This window comes from Labrys sp. ALF-8 (assembly GCF_059699065.1).
Genome location: NZ_AP048537.1, coordinates 4,085,286 through 4,110,336 on the forward strand (window position 1 = coordinate 4,085,286; position 25,051 = coordinate 4,110,336).

A 25,051-nucleotide genomic window follows, 5' to 3' on the forward strand; every position below is an offset into this window, starting at 1 on the left:
AAAACGTGACTGAGTCTGAAACGAAAATGCGAATTCTGATCGTCGAGGATGACCGCGACGCCGCCGCCTATCTCGTCAAGGCTTTCGCGGAAGCCGGGCATGTCGCCGATCACGCCGCCGATGGCCTGAGCGGCTATGCGATGGCCAAGGATGGCCCCTATGACGTCTTGATCGTCGATCGCATGCTGCCAAAGCTCGACGGCCTGTCCGTGATTTCGCGCCTGCGCCTGGAAGGCACGCAGACGCCATCCCTCATCCTCTCGGCGCTCGGCGAAGTCGACGACAGGGTGAAAGGGTTGCGTGCCGGCGGTGACGACTACCTCCCCAAGCCTTATGCTTTCTCCGAATTGCTGGCCCGTGTGGAGGTGCTTTCCCGTCGGCATCCCGGCAAGGGCGAAGAGACCGTCTACCGTGTCGGGGATCTCGAGCTCGACCGCCTCTCTCATGTCGTCAAGCGGGCGGGCGAGGAGATCGACCTGCAGCCGCGCGAGTTCCGGCTGCTCGAATATCTGATGAAGAATGCCGGTCAGGTCGTCACGCGCACCATGCTTCTCGAGCATGTGTGGGACTATCATTTCGACCCCGGCACCAACGTCATCGACGTGCATGTCTCGCGGCTGCGCTCCAAGCTCGACAAGGGCTTCGAGAAGCCGCTACTGCATACGATCCGTGGTGCGGGCTACATGATCCGCGACAGCGCGAAATAGGGCCTGCCGGAGTGGCGGGAGTGCCGCTCCTGGAAGCGACGCGCTTGGTGGAACGGAAGATCTCGACCCGGAGGCGACACTCCGCGCTTGGCGTGTCCGCCTTCGCAAAGTCGCCACCTATGGGCGGCAGGCAGGATATTCATAGGTGACAGGCCTCGGTAAATTGATCCGTACAACGGCCTTCAAGCTGATGGCCGCCTACCTGCTGGTCTTCATTCTCTTCGCCGCTTCGCTGCTCGGTTATTTCTTCTGGAACGCGCAACGCCTGCTCGGTTCACAGATCAACACCTCTATCAACAGCGAGATCAACAGCCTGAGCGATGAATACGCGCAAGGCGGCATCGTGCGTCTGGCCTCGACCATCGAGGCGCGCACGCGGAGGCCCGGCTCGCTGCTCTATCTCGTCACCACGCCCGACGGGGAGGCATTGGCCGGCAATGTCACCGAGCTTCCCGACGGTGTGTTGGACAAGCCTGGATGGCGCAACATCCCCTACAGCCGCGACGATGGCACCACCAATGCGCGGCGCACGGCACTGGTGCGGGTGTTCGATCTTCAGGACGGCTACAAGCTGCTTGTCGGCATCGATCTGGAGGACCAGAGCCGCGTGCGGGCCATCATGTTCAACGCGGCGCTGTGGTCCGCCGGGCTGATCGTCCTGCTTGGCGTGGCCGGCGGCTGGTTCGTGGCGCGGCGGGTGCTGCACCGGCTCGACGATATCAACGCCACGAGTCGCTCGATCATGGCCGGCGATCTCACCCGCCGGCTGAAGGTCGCCGGCACGGATGACGAGATCGATCGCCTCGCCTCCACCACCAATGCCATGCTCGACCGCATCCAGGAATTGATGGCGGGCCTGAAGGAGGTCTCGGACAATATCGCGCACGATCTGAAGACGCCCCTGACCCGTTTGCGCAACCATGCCGAAGAGGCGCTGCGCACCGCCGACGATGTGCATGCCTACCGGGCGGCGCTCGATCGCACCATCGAGGAATCCGACAAGTTGATCGGAACCTTCAATGCCCTGCTGATGATCGCCCGCGCCGAAGGTGGCCGTATCGAGGGGGCGATGAACGAGTTCGACGTGGCCGAGGCGGCCCATGCGGTAGCCGAGCTCTACGAACCCCTGGCGGAGGAGAGCGGCGCGAGGATCGTCGTTGACGCCGTTTCGCCTCTGCCGTTGCGAGGCAATCGGGAGCTGATCAGCCAGGCGCTGGCCAATCTGATCGACAATGCCCTCAAGCATGGCCCGAACGAGGAGGGACAGCCGGCGGGCGACGTCACCATCGCAGCCCGCAGGGAGGAAGGACATGTCGTGCTCAGCGTGGCCGACCGCGGCGCGGGGATAGCGCCCGCCGACAGGCAGCGTGTCCTGGAGCGCTTCGTGCGCCTGGAGTCCAGCCGTACCCGCCCGGGTTCCGGCCTCGGCCTCGCGCTCGTCTCCGCGATGGTGAAGCTGCATGGCGGTGCCATCCGGCTCGAGGACAATGAACCGGGCTTGCGCGTGGTGCTCGAACTGCCGGACAGGCTGGAGCGGCCCGAGGGAGCCCAGCCCCGGCTTCCCCTGCGCCGGCCCGGGCTTCGCCTGAACGGATAGCGGGTAGTCCGAACGGCCCGCCGGTGTCTCGGACAGCCTGACACGAGGCCGCGGCAGTGCGCAGAGAGCCTCGGTTTTTGAGATCCCCGGCCCTGGCCCGGCCATCCTGCGTTTTCGAGCCGATGCTCCCCGGAAGCTGCCGAAATCCCTTTTTGAATGCGCGATTCCCGATCCGATGCTATCGCGGAGGCCAGGATCGAAGAAGACGCTTCAAAAAGACGAGGAGACGACATGATTCCCATCGAGGACGAGCGCCGAGCGAAGCCCCGCCTTGCCGATCTCGCAGCCCGTCTCGATGCTGCCGCGCAGCCGAATGTCGCCAAGGCCCTGGAGGGAGGCTCCGGGCATCGCGTGCTGGCTGGCGTCGCCTCCGGCTCGCCTTTCCTCTGGGGACTGTGCCTTGCCGATCCCGACCGGTTGGAGCGCGTTCTCGCGGGACAGCCGGAGCAAGTGCTCGCCGCTGCCATGAGGCAGGCCCAGTCCCGGTGTCGGACGGCAGGCGACACGGTGGAGGTGATGCATGTCTTGCGCCTTCTCAAGCAGGAGGCAGCGTTGGTGATCGGTTTTGCCGACCTCTCCTGCGACTGGCAGCTGGCCGAGGTTACCGGCGCTCTAACCCGTGTCGCGGACGAGAGCGTGCGCCTCGCCTTGTGCCATCTCCTGCGAGAGGCTGCCAATGCCGGCCGTTTCAACCCGCCCGATCTCGATCATCCGGATCGCGATTGCGGTCTTGTGGCGCTTGCCATGGGCAAGCAGGGCGCCTTCGAGCTCAACTACTCCTCCGATATCGATCTCATCGTGCTCTACGATCCCGAGGCTGCGCCCCTGCGCGAGGGACTGGAGCCGGCTCCCTTCTTCGTGCGCGTCACGCAGGGCCTGGTGAAGCTGCTGTCCGAACGCACCGCAGACGGTTATGTCTTTCGCGTCGACCTGCGCCTGCGCCCCGATCCCGGTGCCACGGCCGTGGCGATCTCGCTGCCGGCGGCCTATTCCTACTATGAGAGCGTCGGCCAGAACTGGGAACGCGCGGCGATGATCAAGGCGCGGCCCTGTGCGGGCGACATCCCATTGGGAGAACAATTCCTCGCCGGCCTCGCGCCCTTCATATGGCGCCGCCATCTCGACTACGCCGCCATCGCCGACGTCCATGCGATGAAACGCCAGATCCATGCCCATAAGGGCCATGAGGTCATCGCTGTGGCTGGGCATAACCTCAAGCTGGGGCGCGGGGGCATCCGCGAGATCGAGTTCTTCGTCCAGACGCAGCAGTTGATCGCCGGTGGCCGAAATCCCGATCTGCGCGGCCAGGGCACGGTCGAGATGCTGGCGGCGCTCCAGTCGGCCGGCTGGATCACGGCCGAGGCGCGCGACGAACTCACGGAAGCCTATGAGTTTCTGCGAGGCCTCGAACATCGCCTCCAGATGACGGCCGACGAGCAGACCCACAGCATGCCCGAGAGCAAGGCCGCACTGAAGGATTTTGCCCATTTTGCCGGCTATGCGGATGTCGCGGCATTGTCGAAAGCGCTGATCGCGCGGCTGGAAACCGTGCAGCGGCACTATGCCAGGCTCTTCGAGGCTTCCGCCCCGCTCGCGAGCGATATCGGCAGTCTCGTCTTCACCGGCAAGCAGGATGATCCTGAGACACTCAAGACCCTGGAGCGTCTGGGATTTTCCTCGCCCTCCCAGGTGACGGAGATGATCCGCAGCTGGCACTTCGGCCGGTATCCGGCCATGCGTTCCGCGAAGGCGCGCGAAGATCTGACGGAACTGACGCCGGCCCTGTTGCAGGCCCTTGCGCGCGAAGGAAGGCCCGACAAGGCTCTGATCGTCTTCGATGGCCTGCTGTCGCGCATGCCTTCCGGCTATCAGCTTTTTTCGATCCTGCGCAACAACGCCAGGCTGCTCGACGTGCTCGCCCGCATCCTCGGTGTGGCGCCGCGCCTTGCGGAGGTGCTGGTGCGGCGACCGCATGCCCTCGACGGCTTGCTGGACCACGGGAGCGAGAGCAGCCACGGCGAGGACTGGCTCCGCACGCGCTTGGCCTCGACCCTCGCCACCGGCGAGAACTACGAGGACAAGCTCGACCTTGCCCGCATCTTCGCCCGGGAGCGCATCTTCGTGCTCGGCGCCCGGCTGCTCTCGGGCGAGCTCGATCCGCTCGCCGCCGGCGGCCGGATATCCGATCTTGCGGAGACCACGGTACGGGCCCTGCTCGAGTTGGTCTGCATCGAGCTGAAGGAGGCTCATGGCATGCCGCGCGGTGCCCGCATCGGTATCCTGGGCATGGGCAAGCTCGGGGGGCGCGAGATGACTGCCTCCTCCGACCTCGATCTCATCGTGCTCTACGACCACGATCCCGAGGCGTACGAGACCGACGGGCGGCGGCCGATCGCTCCTTCGGTCTGGTTCGCACGGCTGACGCAACGCCTGATCGCGGCGCTTTCCGCGCCGACCGCGCAGGGCACGCTCTTCTCAGTCGACATGCGCCTGCGTCCGTCCGGGCAGAAGGGGCCGGTCGCCATTCACATCGACGGATTCCGGGAATACCAGCACAAGGAAGCCTGGACGTGGGAACACATGGCCATGACCCGAGCGCGGCCGATTGCTGGCGACCCCACGCTGGGCAAGGAGATCGACGAAACGATCGAGGGTGTCCTGACCTTGAAGCGCGATAGCGGGAAGATCCGCAAGGACGTCGCCGAGATGCGTGCGCTCCTCGAAACCGAAAAGGGCGGGCGAGGCAACTGGGATCTCAAGAATGCGCCGGGCGGCCTCGTCGACATCGAGTTCGTCGCCCAGACGCTGCAACTGCTCCATGCGGCGGACCATCCGCAGATGCTCGACACCAATACCGGCAGGGCGCTGGATAAGGCTGCGGCGGTGGGCGTTCTCGGAAAAACGGCACATGCCCGTCTATCCGAGGCCTGGCGGCTCTATACCGCACTGTCCCAGGTGATCCGCTTCTGCGTCGGCGGCAATCTTGATCCCGAGAAAACGTCGGAAGCCGGCAAGGCGCTGCTCTGCCGGGTCGCGGAATGTGGTGATTTCGACGAGTTGAACCAGCTTGTCGCTGTCACACAGACAAGAATACGTGAGATCTTCCGGCAGGTAATCGGCACCGAGTAGACGCGGCCGGGCAGTCGTGGGAAAATGATCTAAACGGAAAGTCAGGCACTGAGCCGCCATTGGGAGATAGCTTGCCAATGAGTGATACCGCTCTTCGTCCTCGCGTCAAAACCCGGACCAAGACCCAGCGTCCCCGTCTTCACAAGGTTATCCTGGTGAACGACGACTATACGCCGCGCGAATTCGTCGTCATGGTCCTGAAGGCCGAATTCCGCATGAACGAGTCGCAGGCCTACCGCGTCATGATCACGGCCCACCAGAAGGGCGTGTGCGTCGTGGCCGTATTCGCCAAGGATATCGCGGAGACCAAGGCGACCCGTGCAACCGAAATGGCGCGCAATCAAGGTTACCCCTTGCTGTTCACCACCGAACCTGAAGAATAGCTGTCCGGTCGTCGCATGAGCCAGACCGGCGCCTCCGCCCTGGAGGCGTCCAACGTGACAGGAGGAACCGATGGCCGAGCCGCGTACAGCCAGATCCTATGACGAGGAGATTGCGATCATCCGCGAGAACATCAGGCAGTTGATGGAACAGGCTGCCGCGTCCTCGGGCGCCGCGAACGAGGATCTGATCGCTGATCGCATCGCTGATCAGGAGGCGAGGCTGGCCGTGCTCCTGAAGCAGCAGGCGGCAACGGAGTAGATTTCCGGGTATGTGGGCATCCTGCTCGTTGCTGCCGGTTTCGCTGGTCGAGGCGTGGATCCGGAGTGGTGGCGCGTTCCCTCAGTGCAGCACGGCCACCCTCGCCAGCCGCTTCAGGCTTGCCTGCATGACTGCGGGGGCCGGCAGCTTGCGGGGCTCTTCCAGTCCCAGGATGCCCGGGAGCACCACCATCACCACCGTACCGATGTCGACAGCCGACCGGATGCGGATCGAGCCTCCGTGGAGTTCTGCCAGCGACTTGGCGATCGAAAGGCCCAGGCCCGAACCCTTGTGAGCCTTGGTGAACTGCGTCTGCACCTGTTCGAAGGGGCGCCCGAGCTTGCTGATGGCCTCGGGCGGGATGCCGATGCCGCTGTCCTCGACATAGATCACGACCTTCCCGTCGCGCTGGCGGATGCGCAGGCCGACCTTGCCGCCCTCGGGCGTGAACTTGATGGCATTCGAGATGAGATTGCGCATGATCAACCTCAGGGCGCGGCGGTCCGCGTTCAGGGTCACACCATTCTGCCAGGAGGGATGAAGGCTCAGTTTCTTGGCATCGGCCTCCGGCTTGATCGAGCGCAGCAGGTCGCTCATCAGGCGGTCGACGGCGAAGTGCTCGCGATGCAGGTCGACCTCGCCCGCCTCGATCTTCGACATTTCGAGGATGTCGTCGACGAAATCCAGGAGATAACGCCCACTTTCGTGAATGTCGCGGCAATAGCCGACATAGCGAGGGTGACTGAGGGCCCCAAAGGTGCCGCTTTCCATGAGTTCCGAGAAGCCGATGATCGCATTCAGCGGCGTGCGAAGCTCGTGACTCATATTGGCAAGGAACTCGGACTTGGCACGGTTGGCGGCCTCGGCCTTGATCTTCTCCTCGGCGTATTTTTCGGCCAGCTCGGCCAACTCCTGGGTCTGCCGTTCCAGGACCTGTCGGGACCGCTTGAGGTCGGCGATCATGCCGATCAGGCTGCGCTCGCTATCCATCAGCTTGGTCTGCTGGTCCTTGAGAGAGGTGATGTCGGTGCCGACGGAAACATAGCCGCCATCCTTGGTCCGCCGCTCGTTGATGGTGAGCCAGCGACCGTCCTGCAACTGCGCCTCGAAGGTGCGGGCGCCGCGCTCGATCAGCGTGTTGGTGGGCATGTTGGTCCGCACCACCGGCTGGGAGCCGGCTTCCACGATGGCGCTGTAGTGGGTACCGGAGCGCACCAGGGCATCGGGCAGGTTATGCAGGGCCTGGAATTTCGAATTGCAGATGACCAGCCGATTGTTCGGATCCCACAGGACAAAGGCTTCGGAGATCGTCTCGATGGCATCGCGCAGGCGTATGTCCGCCTTCTTGGTCTGCTCTGCGAATTTGCGTTCCTCGGTCTCGTCGACGACGATGCCGATCAGCCGCTTGCCTCCTTCCGGACCGAAGACGAGTTCGCCGCGCACGCGCACGAAGATCCATTCGCCATTGGCACAGCGCATGCGGAAGCGCCGGTCGATCAGCAGCGGAGGGTTCTTCGAGCGGAGCTCGGACGCGAGGGATTGCAGGCCGCGGTCCTCGTTGTGGATGAGGCGCTCGATATCGCTGTGCACCAGCAGGTCGTCCTGCGGCTCGTAGCCCAGCAGATGGAACATCGAATCCGACCAGAACACGCGTCCCGCTTCGAGATCCCAATCCCACAATCCCGATCGTCCGCGGCTGAGGGCCGTTTCGAGCCGCGTGCGAACGGCGTTGTAGATGTCGTCGGCGCGCCGCGCTCGGGAAGCCTGCCAGTAGTAGGCGAAGCCCAGGATCAGCAATACGCAGCCGGTCGTCGTGGTGAACAGCAGGAGCAAGCCGCTGAGCGTGTACCAGCGGTCCAGAATTTCGCTGACGGGCTTGGCGGCGATGATCCGGAAACCTTCGCTGGTGCGGATGGACGCCAGCACGGGCGCGCCGCCGACATCGATGGTCAGCCGGCCATTCTCGTGCGTGCCGACCGCCTGGATCAGGGAGGCGACGTCATCGCTGTCATTGAGAGGCTTGCCCAGGGGCGTGAGGATGGCGAGCCGCACATGATCCGGCGCCGAAATGGCGGCGCTGGAGGGAACCTTGCCAGTCTGTGCCATGATCGCGCTCAGCTTTGCGCTGGCGGCGGAAATCACAAGATCAAGGTTGCGGCCCGCTTCTGCCATCATGTGCTTGCGGGAGTCGCGCGCCTGCACGAAGGCCGCGAACGCCATCGCGCTGAGGAAAGCGATGATGAGGACAGGTACGGCTTTGCGCAGAAGGGGCTCGATACCGATCAAGCGCGTATAGGTTGGGCAGATCAGTGTCTTTGCCAGGCCCCGGATGCCCGGTGCACGCAAAAACGCATGTGTCGCGTTTGCACGCGCCATTGCACAGCCCTTCCAGCTTTTCCTGAATTTCCGATAGGGCAGGTGGTCAGCACCGCCCCCGAATCGATATGGCTATAAGAATCAATCTGCAGGTGATTTGTCTAGAGTCGCCGTGAACACTTTTTTAATTATTTGTGTCCGCCTGAGGCGGAAAAATGAGCGATTCCCGCCGGTTTTCAGGCGAAAACATGCCACCTTCTCAACATCTATGACGCTGCTCCTTCGGCATCACAAGATATTGTGTTAACGCTCTTCCTGGTCATCCCGCCACCTCAGGCCGTTTCCGTAGAGGCATGTGGACTCTCGATTGAAATGGAGCCGGGGTTACAGGACGCCCGAAGTTGTGTCCCCGCTCCCGGTGCAAGCAGCGGCGTCGCACTGCTCGAAAGGCGAAGTTCGGCAGGATCCGCTTGCTCGCCTGTCGCGATCGAAAGCGGTCCCGGCCGATGCTCCATTACAGCCATCAGGCCAGCGATCTTTGCACGATATCCGCAACGTCGCGCGACAGCACGGGACGTGTCGCGATATCGCGCAGGGCTGCGGCGGCGAGGCCTCGCCGGCCCGCCTCCAGCGAACGCCAGGTCTTGAAGGCAACCAGGAGCCGCGCTGCCAATTGGGGGTTTTTCGGATCGATGCTGAGGATGACATCGGCAACGAAACGGTAGCCTTCGCCGTCGGGGCGGTTGAACTGCGTCTGGTTGCTGGCGGAGAAGGCGCCGATCAAGGCTCTCACCCGGTTCGGGTTGTGCAGGGAGAAGGCCGAATCCCGCATGAGATCCTTGATGCGGTCGAGAGTCGATTGATGAGGGAGCATGGCCTGCACGCTCATCCATTTGTCGATTACCAGAGGATCGCCGGCATAGCGTTCGCGGAAATTGTGCAGGGCTCGGTCACCGGCGGCAGTGCCGGACAGGGCCAGCGTGGTGAGCGCCGCCATTTCGTCCGTCATGTTGTCGGCATCTTCGAACTGCGCGTGGGCCACGGCGAGGGCCGCCTTGCTGCCATTGGCACAGGCGAGATCCAGCGCGACGTTGCGCAGCGAGCGCCGGCCCGCATCCCGGGCCTGCGGCGAATAGGGACCCTCGACGGTCATGGCCTGGATGGTGCGCAGGAGCTGCGCTCCGAGGTGGCCCGCGAGCGTGTGACGCAGCAAGGTGCGCGCCTCATAGATCGCCTGCGGGTCGACGTCATTGCCGATCTCGCGGGCGATGTCCGCCTCGCTCGGCAAAGTCAGCGAAAGGGCGGCGAAAGCCGGATCGCCTTCTCCCTTGTCGAGAATGCTGCCGACGGCCTCGATGAAGCGGGGATCGATAGGGGTGGCGGGCGCTTTCACCAGGCGCAGCAGTAGCTTGAGCGCGTAGCTCTGTGCGGCCTGCCAACGGTTGAAGGGATCGCTGTCGGCCCGAAGCAGGGTGAGCAGGGCCTCCTCGTCGAGGTCGACCGCAAGCTTCACCGGCGCCGAGAAGCCGCGCAGCAGCGACGGTACGGGTTTCTCGGCGACATCGCTGAAGACATAGCGCTGTTCCGATTCCGCGAGCGCCACCAGCCCGTCAAACGGCCTGCCGTCCAGGCTTGCCGACAAGTCCCCCTGCGTACCGACGAGGCCAAGCCGGATGGGAAACAGCATCGGCTGCTTGTGCGCCTGGCCGGGTGTCGGCGGCAGGATCTGGCTGAGGGTGAGCGCGTAGGTCCGAGCCGCTTCGTCCCAGACACCTTCCGCCCTGACTTCGGGTGTGCCGGATTGACGGTACCAGAGCATGAACTGGCCTAGGTCCCGCCCGCTGACATCGGCGAAGCAGGCTATGAAGTCCTCGATGGTGACGGCTTGGCCGTCATGCCGCTCGAAATAGAGATCCATGCCCTTGAAAAAGGCTTCGTCACCAATCAGCGTCTTGAGCATGCGCACGACCTCGGCGCCCTTCTCATAGACGGTAGCAGTATAGAAGTTATTGATTTCATTGTATATTTCCGGTCGGACTGGATGAGCGAGCGGGCCGCCGTCCTCTGAGAACTGTTGGCTGCGCAGCGTCTTCACGTCGTTGATGCGCTTGACCGGGCGCGAACGCTGGTCCGACGAGAATTCCTGGTCGCGGAAGACCGTGAGGCCTTCCTTGAGGCAGAGCTGGAACCAGTCGCGGCAGGTGATGCGGTTGCCCGTCCAATTATGGAAATACTCGTGGGCGATGATCGCCTCGATATTGGCGTAGTCTTGGTCGGTGGCGGTTTCGGGAAGCGCCAGCACATATTTGTCGTTGAAGACGTTGAGGCCCTTGTTCTCCATGGCGCCCATGTTGAAGTCAGACACCGCCACGATCATGAAGATGTCGAGATCATATTCGCGGCCAAAGACTTGCTCGTCCCAGCGCATGGAACGCTTGAGCGCGTCCATGGCATAGGTGCAGCGGTTTTCCTTGCCGTGCTCGACATAGATCTCGAGGGTCACGCGCCGTCCCGAGGCCGTCTCGAAGTGATCGCGCACCACGGCGAGGTCGCCCGCGACCATGGCGAAGAGATAGGAGGGCTTGGGGAAGGGATCATGCCAGACGGCAAAATGCCGGCCATGGCCGAGCATGCCTTCCTCGATCTTGTTGCCGTTGGCGAGGAGCGCCGGGGCTTCCTGGTAGGAAGCCTCGATGCGGGTGGTGTAGACCGAAAGCACGTCGGGCCTGTCGAGGAAGTAGGTGATGCGGCGAAAGCCCTCCGCCTCGCACTGCGTGCAATAGGCGGAATTCGAGCGGTAGAGCCCCATGAGCTGGGTGTTGGCGGAGGGGTCGAGCCGGGTTTCGATGGTGAGGGTGAAGCTGCCCTTCGGCACATGGTGCAGCGTGAAGGACTGGGGAAGGGCCATGTAGGCCTTTGCCTGCAGCGGTACGCCGTCGAGCCAGGCTTCCACGAAGACGAGGCTATCGCCATCGAACTTGAGAGGGCCCGTATCCTGGCTCGCCGGATTGCGGCTTACCGCCAGCGTCGAGACGATGCGCGTCTGCGTCCGGTCGAGATTGATGTCGAGATGCACCGTCTCGATGAGGAAGGCGGGAACTCGGTAGTCGGCGAGGCGAACGGGTTCCAGCGCAGTTTCCGACATGGGAGTGTCATTCCGGTAAAACAGGCGCGGATTCGCGCCGGGAGGGCGCCTCTATCATGCCGGAGGCGGGGCGCAAACCGCAACCCCTCGGCACCTCGACCGTCATCCCCGTGTCAGACATCCGCCATCCCGCCGTTAGAGAGCCGCGCCATGAAAGGGGAGCGGGCTCGGGGGCCTTGCAGATATCTGGCTTCAGACGGCGGAGACACAGGATGACGACCGGATTAAACAGAATGCTTCACGGCCTGCTGGGCGCCACGGCGCTGGTGGCAGGCCTCGCCGGGCACGCGTTCGCGCAGGATGCCAAGCCTTTCCAGACGCTGGACGGCAAGCCACCCCTGGTGATCGGCCATCGCGGCCTGCCCGGCCTGATGCCGGAGGAAACACAGGCGTCCTACGAGATGGCTTCCGCCGTTGGCACCGACGCCTTCGAGGAGGATCTCCACCTCACCAAGGATTGCGTGCTGGTCGCCCGCCACAATCCCTGGCTCAGCGACAATACCAATGTGGCCGAGATCGCCCGTGCCAATCCCGAGGTCGCGGCCCGCAAGCGCACCGTGCCCGGCGTGATGGTCAAGGTGAAATGGGCCCAGACGCCGGCGAGCGGACCCTCTGAATACCTGTCCGACCTCACCAATCCCGATGATCCCAAATCGGTGTTGAAATCGCTGATTGTCGATGGTGAGGATCATACAAACGATTGGTCGATCACCGATTTCACCATGGCCGAGCTGAAGACGCTGATCGCCGGTACGACCTATGACGCCGCTGCGGAGAGGCCGAAGATCTTCAACGGCAAGTTTCCGATCCTGAGCTTCCAGGAGATCATCGATCTCGCCAAGGAGAAGTCGCGGGAAACGGGGCGCGCGATCGCGGTTTATCCCGAATCCAAGAATCCGACCTGGAACGACGAACAGGCCATCGCCAATGGCTGCGGCGTGCCGGGCAGCCATCCCCTCGAGGACGCGATGATCAGGATCATCGAGAAGAACGGCCTCAATTCGAAGGATGCGCCCATCTACGTGCAGAGCTTCGAGCCCGGCAGCCTCAAATACATGCGCGAGCATGGGCTGAAGACCAAGGTCGTGCAACTGATCGACGGCTACGACGTCGACTTCAAGACCGGCGCAACGGTTTACAACGAGATCACGGACAGCCGCCCCTATGACTGGACGGTGGCCGGTGACCCGCGCTGGTTCGATGCGATGCTCACGCCTGCCGGTCTGGCCGAAATCAAGACCTACGCCGATGGCATCGGCCCCTGGAAACCGCAGATCGTGCCGTTGCAGATTTCACCCTGGCCGGAAAAGAACGCCGACGGCACGCCATTCGCCGGCTCGACCACCAAGGCGAGCATCGATACGCCGACCAGCCTCGTGGCCGATGCCCACAAGGCCGGGCTCTTCGTGCACGTCTTCACTTTCCGCAACGAGCCGAAATACCTGGCCGCGAGCTACAAGGGTGATCCGACCCAGGAATACCTGACCTTCTTCCGCCTCGGCGTGGACGGCGTGTTCACCGACTTCAGCAACACGGGCTATATCGCGCGGCTGGCTTATCTGCGCGAGCTTGGGCGGTAAGAAGAGCGGGCGGCCAAGCTCCCATCGCATGCAGGGCGGCGCCGGGGAGACGGCGCCGCTCCCTGCAAAGACAGCAGGCGTGGGCACTCGCCCATCCGCATTCAAACCAAGGCGTTCTGGCCCGCCACCGCCTTCACCGCCCCTGCCAGATCGCGGGCACGCCGGGTGAGGGGACCCTGCAGGCGGCCGTAGATGGTGAAGACGGCCGGTTGCGCGACCGTGCCGAGGGCGATGGCGGCAAGCAGGTCGGGATCGCCCTTGGGGATGTCGCCGTGGGCCATGGCTTCCGCAAAGATGGAACGCACGGCTTCCACGACATTCTTCGCTGCCTCCGCTGGAACTTCAGCAAGATAGGCATGCTGGGAGAGCAGGAGAAACGAGAACAACGGGCGGTTCTCGTCGAAGAGACGACAGAAGATGCCGACCACCTCGTCGACCGTGGCGGCGAAGGCCAGGCGCTTGCCGCCCGCGGCGACCACGTCTGCGGCCAGCTGTGCATAGCCATCGAGGAAGAGGCTGCGCGATAGCGCATCCTTGGAAGGAAAGTGGCGATAGAGGGCGGCTTCAGCCACCCCCACCGCCGCGGCGATGTCCCTCACCGAAGTAGCGGCGACGCCCTTCTCGGCGAAGAGACGCAGAGCTTCGCTCTCGATCTTCGCGCGGGTCTTGGAACCGTCACGCATCGGGCTGCCCCTGAACCGCGCCCTGTGTGGCCGGCGTGTCCGTTGTGGCGGAAGCGGCCTGTTGTTGCTGGGCCTGCTCGTGGCTGGTGGCGTGGACCGGGCCGAGTTCCGGCGGACGGGCCTTGGGCAGTTCCGGGAGCGGGCTGGGCGTCGAAACCCTGGCTTCGCCGAGACGCTCCTTCAGCATGGTGCCGAGGTTGACATAGTCGGTCTTGCCGGTGCCCATCACCGGCATGGTTTCGATCACCATGATCTCCGACGGCGTCATCAGGTCGGCCGCGTGCTTGTATTTGAGATGGGCGATGACGTCGGACCGGTTGGCGTCCTTCTTGGTGGTGATCAGCACCAGCCGTTCGCCCTTGCGCGGATCGGGGGCGGCTAGCACGGCGATGGGCGTGTCGGGCCAGAGGTCGGCGAGCAGACCCTCCACCGCCGCCAGCGAGACCATCTCGCCGCCGATCTTGGCGAAGCGCTTGGCGCGGCCCTTGATGGTGACGAAACCCTGGGGATCGATGGTGACGATGTCGCCGGTATCATGCCAGCCGCCTTCGGGACGCCGAAGCTCGCCCGGCTGGTCGGCCATGAGGTAGCCCTGCATCACGTTCGGCCCGCGCACGAACAGGCGCCCGCCTTCTTCCACGCCCGGGACCGGCTCCAGGCGGGCATCCATGCCCGGCAGGATACGGCCTACTGTGCCGTTCTTGTTGAACATCGGCGTATTGAGGGCGAGGACGGGCGAGGTCTCGGTCACGCCATAACCTTCGAGGATGCGCAGGCCGAACTTCTCGTTGTAGAGGCGGCGTGTCTCTGCCTTCACCGGCTCCGCACCGGCCACGACATAGCGGAGCGAGCGGAAGTCATAGGGATTGGCCATCTTGGCATAGCCTGCCAGGAAGGTGTCGGTACCGAACACCGCCGTCGCATTGGTCGAGTAGATCAGTTCGGGGATGATGCGGTAATGCAGCGGCGAGGGATAGAGATAGAGCTTCACGCCGTTGACCAGCGGCAGGATCATGCCGCCCGTCAGGCCGAAGGAGTGGAACACCGGCAGCACGTTGAAGACGATGTCACCGGGACCGAAATCGATGCGGGCACCGATCTGGGCGATGTTCGAGAGAATGTTGCGGTGCGAGAGCACCACGCCCTTGGGCGTCCCTTCCGAGCCGGACGTGAAGAGCACGGCCGCAGTGGCATCGGGGGAAACCTTGCCGTGCTGGCGTCCTGCCGTCAGGAAGGCCTTCAGCTTGTCGGCGGTGGTCACCGTCTTGCGCAGGTCCTCCAGCCAGACGAATTTCACATGGTCTTCCAGCGCGGTAACGAGATCTTCCAGGCGTCCCTTCTCGATGAAGGTGCGTGAGGAAAGCACCGTCCTCACCTCGGCCGTCTTGCAGGCAGAGATCAGATTGGCCTTGCCCGCCGAGTAGTTCAGCATGGCGGGAATGCGGCCGATGGCCTGCAGGGCGAAGAAGGTGAGCGCGACGCCATTGGCGTTGGGCAGGAGCACGCCGACATGTTCGCCGGCATTGGTGAAGGCCTTGAACTTCCCGGCCAGCACCTCGATGGCGATCAGCATGCGCTTGTAGGTGAGCGTGCCGGTGACCGGGTCCTCGATGATGATGCGGCTCGGCCGGTATTTCCTGGATGCGTCCACCAGTGCCTGGAAGATCGTCTCGTCCGGTGCGCTCGTCTTGTAGATGAGGTCCGACATCACGTCGTAAAGGGCGGCGCCGGCGGCGAGGCGGCGCCTTTTGCCGCGTAGCGTCTCGTCGATCGTGAGGCGGGTCGACTCGGTGAAGGTCACCGTCACCTTCGGGAACAGCTTGCGTGAGACCTTGCTTGCGTCGAGCCGGGTGAACGGCGTGCGCTCCAGGCCGTCGATGCGCACGGGCACGATGTCGGCATGGGACTTGTCGGCAATCAGGCCGGCGCCGTCGTAGACCTTCATGAGGGCGCCGGTCACGGTCAGGCGGCCTTCCGGGAAGATCACCAGCGTCTCGCCTTCCTTCACCGCATTGATGAGGCCGCGCGTCGCCATCGGCTTGGTGGGATCGAGCGGATAGGCGCGGCAGATCTTGAGGAAAGGCTTCACCCACCAGGCCTTGGCGATGGTGTGGTCGATGGCGAAGACGGGGTCCTTGTCGAGCAGGGCGAGGATCAGGCCGGCATCGAGGAAACTGAGATGGTTGACGGCGATGATACGATGCGGCGTCGGCGTCTCCAGGTTCTCGATGCCGCGCACTTCCAGGCGGAAGAGCACGCGGTAGAGCAGCAGGATGAGATCGCGCACGAAGCTCATCGGCAGCACGAAGATGAAGACGAGGCCGGCAATGACGTTGAGCACGGCCATGCCGAGCAGCGCCAGCGGCGTGGTGAGGCCGAACTGGCTCTGCAGGAGCGAGAGGCCGCCGGAGCCGATCACCATGAAGAGGGCGGACAGGATATTACCCCCGGCGATCACGCGGGCGCGCTCATTCTTCGGAGCCCAGTGCTGGACGGCGGCGTAGATCGGCACGATGAACAGACCCGCGGCCACCGCGACCAAGGTGAGGGCAACCGTCATGTGGATGCCGCTGCCAGTCTTGAGATAATCCAGGAAATAGAGCGGGGTATCGGCAGGCGTTACGCCGAAGGCAAGCCAGGCGACGTCCAGGCCGAGCAGGCCCATCAAGATGCAGCCGATCGGGCTGAGGAGGACGATAATGCGTCCGGCGGCAAGCTGCGCCGCCAGCACCGAGCCAACTGCGATGCCGATGGAAAAGGCGGTTAAGAACAACGTATTCACGGTTTCGTCGCCACCGACCCCGCTGTGGGCAAGGGGAGGCGTAAGGTTCAGCATCACGGCGCCGCTCAGCCAGAACCAAGCCACCGCCATCGATCCAACCAAAAGGCGACGGTCCTCTGCCAGGAGCTTCAGCAGATCCCAGCTTGAACGCAGGATATTCCAGTCGACCTTCAGATCCGGCGCAGCCTGACCAGTGGGAGGAATCATTCGGGCGGAGAGCCAGCAGATCACGGCTATCGCCGCCATGAAGCCGGCGACGAGAATGCTGGGCAGATGTGGGGCCACGAGGCCGGCGCCTATGACGCCGATCAATATGGAGAGGAAGGTACCGGCCTCGATCAGGCCATTGCCTGCCGGCAGTTCATCGGTGGCGAGATGATCCGGCAGCATCCCGTACTTCACCGGCGTGAACAGCGTGCCCATGATGCCGAGGGTGAGCATGCTGCCGAGGAGGATCGAGGTCGAGTGGATGGCGAAGCCCACCGCCGCGACCGCAACGATGGCGATCTCGAAGAGCTTGATCATCTGCGCGACGCGTGCCTTGTCGAAACGGTCCGCGAGTTGACCGGCGAGACCCGAAAGAAACAAGCCGGGCAGAACGAGAAGCGCGGTAGCCAGGGAAACAAGGCTGTCTCCTCCCGCCATGGCCGGCGTTCCGGCAATGCCGTATACAGCCAGGATCGTCAGGGCTGTCTTGATGAAATTGTCGTTGAAGGCGCTGAAGAACTGGCTCCAGAACAGGGGAGCGAAACGGCGGGCAGACATCAGCGATGCGAACATCGGCTTGGTTCCTGGGTGCGAGGAAGCGCATGAGAGTTAGTGAACGAACGCTAACTTAACTTGCCGAGTCGGTCAATGCCGTGAATCCGGCTTCGTGCGAACGAGCACAGATGGACCGCAGGCCGGCAGACCGTGCTCGGGAAGGCTCAGCGATGGTGTGCCAAGGCCTCCAGAAACGCCTCGCCATAATGCAGCAACTTGGCCTGTCCGACACCCGGAAGCGCCAGGAATTCATCCGTGTTCGTTGGCTGCTGGGTCGCCATCGCCTTCAGCGTGGTGTCGGCGAACACCATGTAGGGCGGAATGCCCTGTTCCCGGGCCAACTGGCTGCGCAGGCGGCGAAGCGCCTCGAATAGCGCTGCCTGGTCGTCCGGAAGGTCTGCGATCCGCTCGGCGCGAAACTGGCGCGTGGCCTTGCGCGGACGGTCTCGCCGCAGGGTCACCGAGCGCTCCTTCCGGAACACCGCGCGCGCGTCCTCCGCCAGCGTCAGGGCGCCGTGGGCACCGTGGTCCACATTGATGAGGCCCGCAGCCGTGAGCTGGCGCAGCACGGATTGCCAGGTCTTGGCATCCACATCCTTGCCGACGCCGAATACCGGCTGGTTGTCGTGGCCGAAGCGCTGCACCTTCTCGGTTACCTTGCCGGTGAGGACATCGACGATATGGCCCGCACCGAACATCTGCCCGGTTCGGTAGACCGCGGCCATCGCCTTGATCGCCATCTCGGTGCCGTCGAAGCTCTCCACCGGAGAAAGGCAGGTATCGCAATTGCCGCAATGGCCGGGGTGGGCTTCTCCGAAATGGGCAAGGATGGCCTTGCGGCGGCAATCGGCGGTCTCGCAGATGCCGAGCAGGGCATTCAGCTTGCCGAGTTCCACGCGCTTCACCGCATCGGGCGCGCTGCCTTCCTGGATCATGCGGCGGCGCTGCACCACATCGGCCATGCCGTAGCTCATCCAGGCCTCGGAGGGCAGTCCGTCGCGGCCTGCACGCCCCGTTTCCTGATAGTAGGCCTCGACCGAGGAGGGAATGTCGAGATGGGCGATGTAGCGCACATCCGGCTTGTCGATGCCCATGCCGAAAGCGACGGTGGCCACGAGGCACAGTCCCTCTTCCTGCAGAAAGGCGTCCTGATTGGCGCTGCGCACGGCGGCATCGAGCCCGGCATGGTAAGGCAGGGCGCGGATGCCCTGGCCGTTCAGCCACTCGGCCGTGTCTTCCACCTTGGCACGGGAAAGGCAATATACGATCCCGCTTTCTCCCTTGTGCCGGGCAAGGCAGGCCAGCAGTTGCTGGCGGGCATTGTCGCGTTCGACGATCGCATAGGAGATGTTCGGGCGGTCAAAGCTCGTGGCGAAGACCCGCGCCTGGCCGAGGCCCAGCCGCTCGATGATGTCGGCGCGGGTGACCGGATCGGCCGTCGCCGTCAGCGCAACGCGCGGAATCCCGGGAAAAAGCTCGGCGAGCCGGTTGAGGTCGCGGTACTCGGGGCGGAAGTCGTGGCCCCATTGGCTGACGCAATGCGCCTCGTCGATAGCGAAGAGCGCGATGTCCGCATCGGCGATCAGCGTCTGGAAACCGGCCGTCGCCACGCGCTCGGGGGCGACGTAGAGGAGGTCGAGCTTGCCTTCCATCAGTGCCCTGCGCACCTGGTAGGCCTCCTCGCGCGACAGCGAGGAATTCAGTGCGGCCGCCTGGACACCGGCCTGCCGCAGCGCTTCCACCTGGTCGCGCATCAATGCGATCAGCGGCGAGACGACGATGCCCACGCCGGGCCGGCATAACGACGGAATCTGGTAGCACAGCGACTTGCCGGCGCCGGTCGGGAACAGCACCACAGCATCGCCGCCGCCCGCCACGTGGCGCACGACGTCCTCCTGCTCGCCGCGAAAGGCGGCATAGCCGAATACGTCGTTGAGGACGGCGAGCGGATCTTTGAAGGGGGCGGGGATGTCGGAGCTCCGCGGACGGCCTGATTCCAATCCATCTGGTTGAACCATTTGTGCCGGGCAGGGGCAAGGTATACGTTGAAATCGCCCTGCATCGTTGACATCTGAGGGTGAGAAGCCGTGCTGATCCGCGAGATGTGTATCCGCGGCGACACGCGCAATTTGGGATGACGCAGGCGTGGCGCATCGCTATTGTCCTGCGTCGAGCAAGGTCTACGAACAGGGATATCAAAATGGCTTCGAAACTCGAGCAATTGCGCGCCATGACGGTCGTGGTCGCCGATACGGGCGACATCGATTCGATCAAGGCGGTGAAACCGGTGGACTGCACCACCAATCCCAGCCTCCTGCTCAAGGCCGCCGAGATGCCGGCCTATGACCACATCATCGAAGAAGCCGTATCCTGGGGACGCAAGCAGTCGGGATCGGGCGACGCCGTCGTCGCCGCCATCGCTGATCGCCTGGCGGTTTCCTTCGGTTCCGAACTGACCAAGCTCGTGCCTGGCCGCGTTTCCACGGAAGTCGATGCCGACCTGTCCTTCGATACGCAGGCGACCATCGCCAAGGCCCATTCGATCATCGACGCCTACAAGGCGCGCGGCATCGAGAAGGATCGCATCCTCATCAAGATCGCCTCCACGTGGGAAGGCATTCGCGCTGCCGAGCACCTCCAGAAGGAGGGAATCGACTGCAACCTGACGCTGCTGTTCTCGCATGCCCAGGCCATTGCCTGCGGCGATGCCGGCGTCTTCCTGATCTCGCCCTTCGTCGGCCGCATCCTCGACTGGTACAAGAAGGCCGAGGGTCGCGACTTCACGCCTGAGGAGGATCCGGGCGTCATCTCCGTGCGCAACATCTATGCCGACTACAAGTCCCGCGGCGTCAAGACCGTGGTGATGGGTGCTTCCTTCCGCTCCACCGGCGAGATCGAGGCGCTGGCCGGCTGTGACCGCCTGACCATCGCTCCGAACCTCCTGCAGGCGCTGGAAGCCGACCAGGGCCCGCTGGAGCGCAAGCTCTCGCCGGAAGGCCACGCTTCCAAGCCGACCACCAGCAAGATCGACGAGCGGGCCTTCCGCTGGGCGATGAACGAGGACGCAATGGCGACCGAAAAGCTCGCCGAGGGCATCCGTGGCTTCGCCAAGGATCTCGGCAAGCTGCGCACGCTGATCGGCAAGCGCATCGACGGCGCCGCCAAGGCCGCCTGATCGCAACGCCTTGAGTCGCGCATTCACGCGCGATGGACAGGAAGGGGAGGACGCGCACGTCCTTCCCGAACGGCCCGTCAGCAGCGAACGCAATTTCGTCACTCCGCGCGGCCTGGCTCTGATCGAGGCGGATCTTCGCCAGGCCCGTAACGCCTTTGCCGCTGCCGAAGCCGCGGGCGATCGCATCGCCATGGGCAACGCCTCCCGCGACATTCGCTATTGGGCGGCGCGCCGCGCCTCCGCCGAACTGGTGGCACCGTCATCTTCCGGCAACGGCATTCGGTTCGGGATGGCCGTGACGCTGGCCTATGCCGATGGTCGGGAGAAGACCTGGCGCATCGTGGGCGAGGATGAGGCGGAAGCCGCCGTGGGCCGCATCAGTCATGTCTCGCCTCTCGCCAGGGCTCTGTTCGGCAAGGACGTCGGCGATGAGGTGAAGGTAGGCCCGCAGAGCGCCGAGATCGTCGCGATCGACCTGACTCCCGAGGCGTAGGAGCCGCACACAGCCCGACTGCAAACCCTTGGACGATAGAGCGGGCTGGCTATTTCCTTGCCCCGCGGCCCTGTTGCCGGCCTGAAGACAGGGGATGACCTCATTGGGGGCCCTGGGCGAGGGCAAGTCTCGCCGCGAAGCCGAGCAGCAGACTGGTGAACACCCAGCGCTGGGCGGTTTCAGCCTTGCGATGGCGGGCGAGGAGGCGGCCGAATGTCGAGCCGGCTAGGGCGTAGAAGCAGTCGAAGCCGATTCCCACCGACACCAGTACGGCGCCGAGCAGCAGGAACTGGCCGCCGACATTGCCCAGCGCGGGATGCACGAACTGCGGCAAGAGGACAGAGCAGAACAGCAGCGCTTTCGGATTGGAGATGTTGGTGACGAGTCCGCGCAGGATCGCATTTGCATAGCCACGTGATGCGGCATCCGTGGCTGCCCCGAAGCGCTCCGGTGCCAGGCTGGACGCACGGAAGATGCTTATGCCGATCCAGACGAGATAGACGACGCCGACGACCCGCACGATCTCGAAGGCCCAGGCCGCAGTCTGCAGCAGGGCGGCCAGGCCGAGTACGGCCAGCGTCACATGCGCGGCACGGGCGATCGCGAGGCCGATGACTGTGGCCAGTGCCTGGTTGCGGCCCTGGCGCGCGCCGGTGTCGAGCAGCAGGAGCATATCGGGTCCCGGAACGAGATAGGCGACGGTGAGAGCCCCGACGAAGATCCACAGATCAGCCATGCCATCCTCCAGCGCTTGATTTTCTGGAATGAATTCTAGGCCCTGGCGGCGGGGCATGTCCTTGCGTATTGTGCTACCTGAAGAGCCAATAGTGGTTGAACATGCCGAAATATATGGCCAGAAGATAGGAAGATGCCAAGATTGAAACTCGATGCCATCGACCGTCGGATCCTCGCCGCCCTGCAGCGGGATGCGCGCTTGACCAATGTTCAGCTTGCCGAGGAGGTGGGGCTGTCCCCCTCGCCGTGCCTTCGCCGCGTGCGTCTGCTTGAAGAATCGGGTGTCATCGACAGCTATCGCACGCTGCTGAGCCGCGAGAAGATCGGGCTGGGGCTCACCGTATTCGTCAGCGTCAAGGTCGAGCGCCATCGAGACGATACGGCCGCCATGTTCCGGGAGGCGGTACTGGCACTGCCGGAATTGATCTCGTGCCATCTGGTGTCGGGGGAGGCGGACTTCCTGCTGCAGGTCGCCGTTCCAGATCTTGCGGGCTATGAGCAACTCCTCATCGGGAAGCTGCTCAAGCTCCCTGGTGTTTCGGACATCAGGAGCAATTTCGCCATCCAGACCGTGAAGGCCTATGGGCCGCTGCCGCTGGCGCATCTGGAGGCGTGAAACCTGAATCGCGGCGCAGGGCTTCGAGAATGGCGGTCGGGGACCGCCATTCCGGTCAGCGTTGCGTTATTCCTCCGGAAAGCCGCCGAGATGGCTCTGCGAGTAGTTCTGGATGCCGATGCGCTCGACCAGGTCAAGCTGGGTTTCCAGGAAGTCGATATGGCCTTCCTCGTCCGTCATGAGTTCCTTGAACAGGTTCTCGGTAACGAAGTCCTTGACGGAGCGGCAATATTCGGCGGCTTCCTGATAGAGGGCGCGAGCCTCGCGCTCGGCGGCGAGATCGCATTCGAGCACTTCCTTGACAGTCTGGCCGATCCGCAGCGGATCGAGCGTCTGCATGTTGGGGAAGCCTTCGAGGAACAGGATGCGCGTGGTCAGCTTGTCCGCATGCTGCATTTCCTCGATCGATTCGGCGCGCCATTTCTTGGCCAGGCCCAACAGGCCCCAATTGTCGAAGATGCGGTAGTGCAGCCAATACTGGTTGATGGCTGTGAGTTCGCTGCGCAGCGCCTTGTTCAGATAGTCGATGACCTTCTTGTCGCCCTTCATGGGAGCGTTTCTCCTGCTTCGTTGAATGACTCTAAATTAGAAGAATTCTAAAAGATGGCAAGATGGAAAATCCCGACGTCCACAAGGACGGATTCGTGGTCGCGGGATGGCGGAAATCTGGCAACGGCCACGCAGTTTAGCAGGGTTCTAAACTACTGATTTATAACAATTCTATTGTTTCGCACGGCCATTGACAACAAGGCCGCATGCGTACAAATCAAACCCAGTCGTTGCACTGATCGAACCCAAGATCGTTTTTTCCGATGATCGTTTGCTCCTGCCGCGTTTTGACTGACCAGGACTTCACCAGCACCCTCGCCACCGAGGATCCGGGCTGTCCGCGTTCGGCTGCCGATGCCTATCGCTGCCTGGGCTGCGGTCCGGAATGCGGGCGGTGCCTGATCACGGTTCGGCAGATTCTGGCCGATGCGCGCGCTGCTGCGCGCTGCCACGATTGTGCCGAAGCCGATTGCGCCCTGCACAAGATCGCCGTGGAAGTCGCCAATGGCGACGCGGCCTTCCTGGACGCCGCCGAATAGGCGCCCCTGGTACTCACCAATTCGCACGATTGCGTTTGCCTGAACAATCGCCACAATTATGCCGCGCGGTATCTGCATAGGCGATTCATGTCCCCAACCGGTGATCAGGAAGTTCGCAACGGTCTTGCCGCGCATTTGACGGGGCTGTGGCGCTTCGGCCTCGTCCTGTCGGGCAGCGGCCAGCTTGCCGAGGAACTCGTACAGGCCACGTGCCTGCGCGCCCTCGAGAAGGCGCGGCAGTTCGAGCCGGGAACGCGGCTCGACCGCTGGCTGTTCTCCATCGAGCGCTCGATCTGGCTCAATGACATCCGCGCGAACAAGGTACGCAATCCCGTCGACATCGAGGAAGCGGAGTCCGTGCTGGTTTTCGACGGCGAAGAAAAATTCCAGACGAATATTTTGGCTGCTCAGGTGTTGAAGGAGGTGCAGGCGCTGCCGTCAGCCCTGCGGGAGACTGTTTTCTTGGTCTATGGAGAAGGCCTCAGCTACGCCGAAGCAGCACAGATGCTCGCGGTGCCGATCGGGACCGTCATGAGCCGTCTCTCCTCCGCGCGGCTCAAGCTCGCCCATTTGAACAAGGAAGCGTCATGAGCTTGGAAGACATGGGCCCCGAAGACGCCAATCTGATCGCCTATATCGATGGCGCGCTGCCTGAGCAGGAGCGAACCGCGCTGGAGCGGCGCCTTGCGCTCGAGCCCGGCCTGCGGGCCAGGCTCGATGCTCTGGCCACCGGCTCCCGTCCCTTCCGCGAGAGCTACGAGGCGCTCGATGCCCATGCGCCCACGACCCGGCTCGAGGCGATGCTGGCGCAGACCCTGGCGGCTGTACCGGCTGAGGTCGCCAACGACAACGATCGAGGCTGGTCCCGGCGCCTGCCGCGCGCGGCGGTCGCCGCCGGTCTGGCATTGTTTCTCGTCGGCATCGGCGTCGGCCATTATACGCCGGCCGGATGGTGGCCCCTCGGTGCCACGCAGGATGCGGAACAGGAGCCGCCCGACGCCTGGCGCACGAAGGTGGCCCAGTATTGGGGATTGACGACGTCGCAGACCCTGCTCGAAATGCCCAGTGACGCGGCTTCGACGCAACGCGATCTGGCCGTTGCCACCCGCCGCCTTGGCTTTCCGCTGACGCCCGATCAGGTGTCGCTGCCCGTCCAGGAACTCAAGCGAGTCGAACTTTTCCATTACGACAACGCGCCCCTCGTCGAACTTGCCTATTTCGACGAGTTGAACGGCCCCATCGCTTTCTGCATCTTCGCCAACGAGCCCGGCACGGTCACCCAGCCCGAACTGGAGCAGCGCAAGGGCTTCAACGTGGTCTACTGGTCCGACGCCAAACGCTCCTACATGGTGATCGGCCATGGCCCCGACGAGATCATGCTGAAGATCGGTAACATGCTCGCCAGGCAGGTCGCGGCCTAATTCGTCAGATGGGCGGACGTCCTGTCCGCTCCTGGCAACTCCGTCGTCCCGCCTGCATTTCCCTTTCGCGCAGCGGACCTTCTCCGAGAGCGGTCGAGACGCCTGTAGCCGCATGAAGGCTTCTCACGCGCGAGTTCTGTCCCTGAGCATCGCTGGCCGCACGCGGGCGGAATGTCCGCC

19 protein-coding genes are annotated in these 25,051 nt (G+C 63.7%); 12 read left to right on the top strand and 7 right to left on the bottom strand.

The features are described 5' to 3' along the window. Positions 1-26 precede the first annotated feature (26 nt). The 5 genes from AC6H34_RS18720 (at position 27) to AC6H34_RS18740 (ending at position 6,075) form a co-directional block, all read left to right on the top strand. Positions 27-707, top strand: a complete 681-nt coding sequence (locus AC6H34_RS18720) for a response regulator transcription factor (RefSeq protein ID WP_448148409.1) — start codon at positions 27-29, stop codon at positions 705-707. 145 nt (positions 708-852) lie between these two features. Further along, positions 853-2,304, top strand: a complete 1,452-nt coding sequence (locus tag AC6H34_RS18725) for an ATP-binding protein (protein WP_448148408.1) — start codon at positions 853-855, stop codon at positions 2,302-2,304. A 231-nt stretch (positions 2,305-2,535) separates the two neighbouring features. Continuing rightward, a complete protein-coding gene (locus AC6H34_RS18730) occupies positions 2,536-5,433 on the top strand; it encodes a bifunctional [glutamine synthetase] adenylyltransferase/[glutamine synthetase]-adenylyl-L-tyrosine phosphorylase (RefSeq protein WP_497539710.1) in 2,898 nt (965 codons plus the stop codon). A 77-nt stretch (positions 5,434-5,510) separates the two neighbouring features. Beyond that, the gene (clpS, locus tag AC6H34_RS18735; protein WP_448148406.1) at positions 5,511-5,816 is read left to right on the top strand and encodes an ATP-dependent Clp protease adapter ClpS; all 306 of its coding nucleotides are present in this window, start codon (positions 5,511-5,513) and stop codon (positions 5,814-5,816) included. 70 nt (positions 5,817-5,886) lie between these two features. Beyond that, a complete protein-coding gene (locus AC6H34_RS18740) occupies positions 5,887-6,075 on the top strand; it encodes a hypothetical protein (protein ID WP_497539711.1) in 189 nt (62 codons plus the stop codon). An 81-nt stretch (positions 6,076-6,156) separates the two neighbouring features. Here the strand turns inward: AC6H34_RS18740 and AC6H34_RS18745 are convergent, their stop codons facing one another. Next, positions 6,157-8,451: a PAS domain-containing sensor histidine kinase gene (locus tag AC6H34_RS18745; RefSeq protein ID WP_497539712.1), complete on the bottom strand. Its 2,295-nt coding sequence runs from the start codon at positions 8,449-8,451 to the stop codon at positions 6,157-6,159. A gap of 463 nt (positions 8,452-8,914) precedes the next feature. Next, positions 8,915-11,536 (bottom strand): aminopeptidase N, encoded by a 2,622-nt coding sequence (pepN, locus tag AC6H34_RS18750; RefSeq protein ID WP_497539713.1) that lies wholly within the window; start codon positions 11,534-11,536, stop codon positions 8,915-8,917. Between the two features lie 212 nt (positions 11,537-11,748). Here pepN and AC6H34_RS18755 point away from each other — a divergent pair, with 212 nt between their 5' ends. Then, positions 11,749-13,116, top strand: a complete 1,368-nt coding sequence (locus AC6H34_RS18755; protein WP_497539714.1) for a glycerophosphodiester phosphodiesterase family protein — start codon at positions 11,749-11,751, stop codon at positions 13,114-13,116. A gap of 101 nt (positions 13,117-13,217) precedes the next feature. On the opposite strand, the gene AC6H34_RS18760 is transcribed toward AC6H34_RS18755, so the two are convergent. The 3 genes from AC6H34_RS18760 to recQ form a co-directional block, all read right to left on the bottom strand. Then, positions 13,218-13,799 (bottom strand): TetR/AcrR family transcriptional regulator, encoded by a 582-nt coding sequence (locus AC6H34_RS18760; protein WP_448148401.1) that lies wholly within the window; start codon positions 13,797-13,799, stop codon positions 13,218-13,220. Then, positions 13,792-17,361 (bottom strand): acyl-[ACP]--phospholipid O-acyltransferase, encoded by a 3,570-nt coding sequence (locus AC6H34_RS18765; RefSeq protein WP_497539715.1) that lies wholly within the window; start codon positions 17,359-17,361, stop codon positions 13,792-13,794. Before AC6H34_RS18765 ends, AC6H34_RS18760 begins: the two co-directional genes overlap by 8 nt. A gap of 146 nt (positions 17,362-17,507) precedes the next feature. After that, positions 17,508-19,361 (bottom strand): DNA helicase RecQ, encoded by a 1,854-nt coding sequence (gene recQ / locus AC6H34_RS18770; protein WP_497539716.1) that lies wholly within the window; start codon positions 19,359-19,361, stop codon positions 17,508-17,510. A gap of 182 nt (positions 19,362-19,543) precedes the next feature. Between recQ and tal the strand changes: the two genes are divergently transcribed. Both tal and greA read left to right on the top strand, forming a co-directional pair. After that, the gene (gene tal / locus AC6H34_RS18775; RefSeq protein WP_497539717.1) at positions 19,544-20,518 is read left to right on the top strand and encodes a transaldolase; all 975 of its coding nucleotides are present in this window, start codon (positions 19,544-19,546) and stop codon (positions 20,516-20,518) included. A gap of 10 nt (positions 20,519-20,528) precedes the next feature. Beyond that, entirely contained in the window at positions 20,529-21,011 is a 483-nt protein-coding gene (gene greA / locus AC6H34_RS18780) for a transcription elongation factor GreA (protein WP_448148398.1), read from the top strand. A gap of 100 nt (positions 21,012-21,111) precedes the next feature. Here greA and AC6H34_RS18785 read toward each other — a convergent pair whose 3' ends face one another. After that, positions 21,112-21,747, bottom strand: coding sequence for a LysE family translocator (locus AC6H34_RS18785; protein ID WP_497539718.1), 636 nt, complete (start codon positions 21,745-21,747; stop codon positions 21,112-21,114). A 132-nt stretch (positions 21,748-21,879) separates the two neighbouring features. Here AC6H34_RS18785 and AC6H34_RS18790 point away from each other — a divergent pair, with 132 nt between their 5' ends. Next, on the top strand, positions 21,880-22,362 hold the full coding sequence (locus AC6H34_RS18790; RefSeq protein WP_448148396.1) for an Lrp/AsnC family transcriptional regulator: 483 nt from the start codon (positions 21,880-21,882) through the stop codon (positions 22,360-22,362). A 66-nt stretch (positions 22,363-22,428) separates the two neighbouring features. Here the strand turns inward: AC6H34_RS18790 and bfr are convergent, their stop codons facing one another. Then, a complete protein-coding gene (bfr, locus tag AC6H34_RS18795; protein ID WP_497539719.1) occupies positions 22,429-22,911 on the bottom strand; it encodes a bacterioferritin in 483 nt (160 codons plus the stop codon). Positions 22,912-23,174: 263 nt separating this feature from the next. On the opposite strand from bfr, the gene AC6H34_RS18800 reads away from it, so the two are divergent. From AC6H34_RS18800 to AC6H34_RS18810, 3 genes are all read left to right on the top strand, one after another. Continuing rightward, positions 23,175-23,450 (top strand): (2Fe-2S)-binding protein, encoded by a 276-nt coding sequence (locus AC6H34_RS18800; protein WP_497539720.1) that lies wholly within the window; start codon positions 23,175-23,177, stop codon positions 23,448-23,450. A gap of 135 nt (positions 23,451-23,585) precedes the next feature. After that, positions 23,586-24,041 carry an RNA polymerase sigma factor gene (locus tag AC6H34_RS18805; protein ID WP_497539721.1) on the top strand — a complete coding sequence of 152 codons (456 nt, stop codon included), beginning with the start codon at positions 23,586-23,588 and terminating at the stop codon, positions 24,039-24,041. Beyond that, positions 24,038-24,871, top strand: coding sequence for a hypothetical protein (locus AC6H34_RS18810; RefSeq protein ID WP_497539722.1), 834 nt, complete (start codon positions 24,038-24,040; stop codon positions 24,869-24,871). The genes AC6H34_RS18805 and AC6H34_RS18810 overlap by 4 nt, the downstream gene beginning before the upstream one ends. The last annotated feature ends 180 nt before the right edge of the window (positions 24,872-25,051 follow it).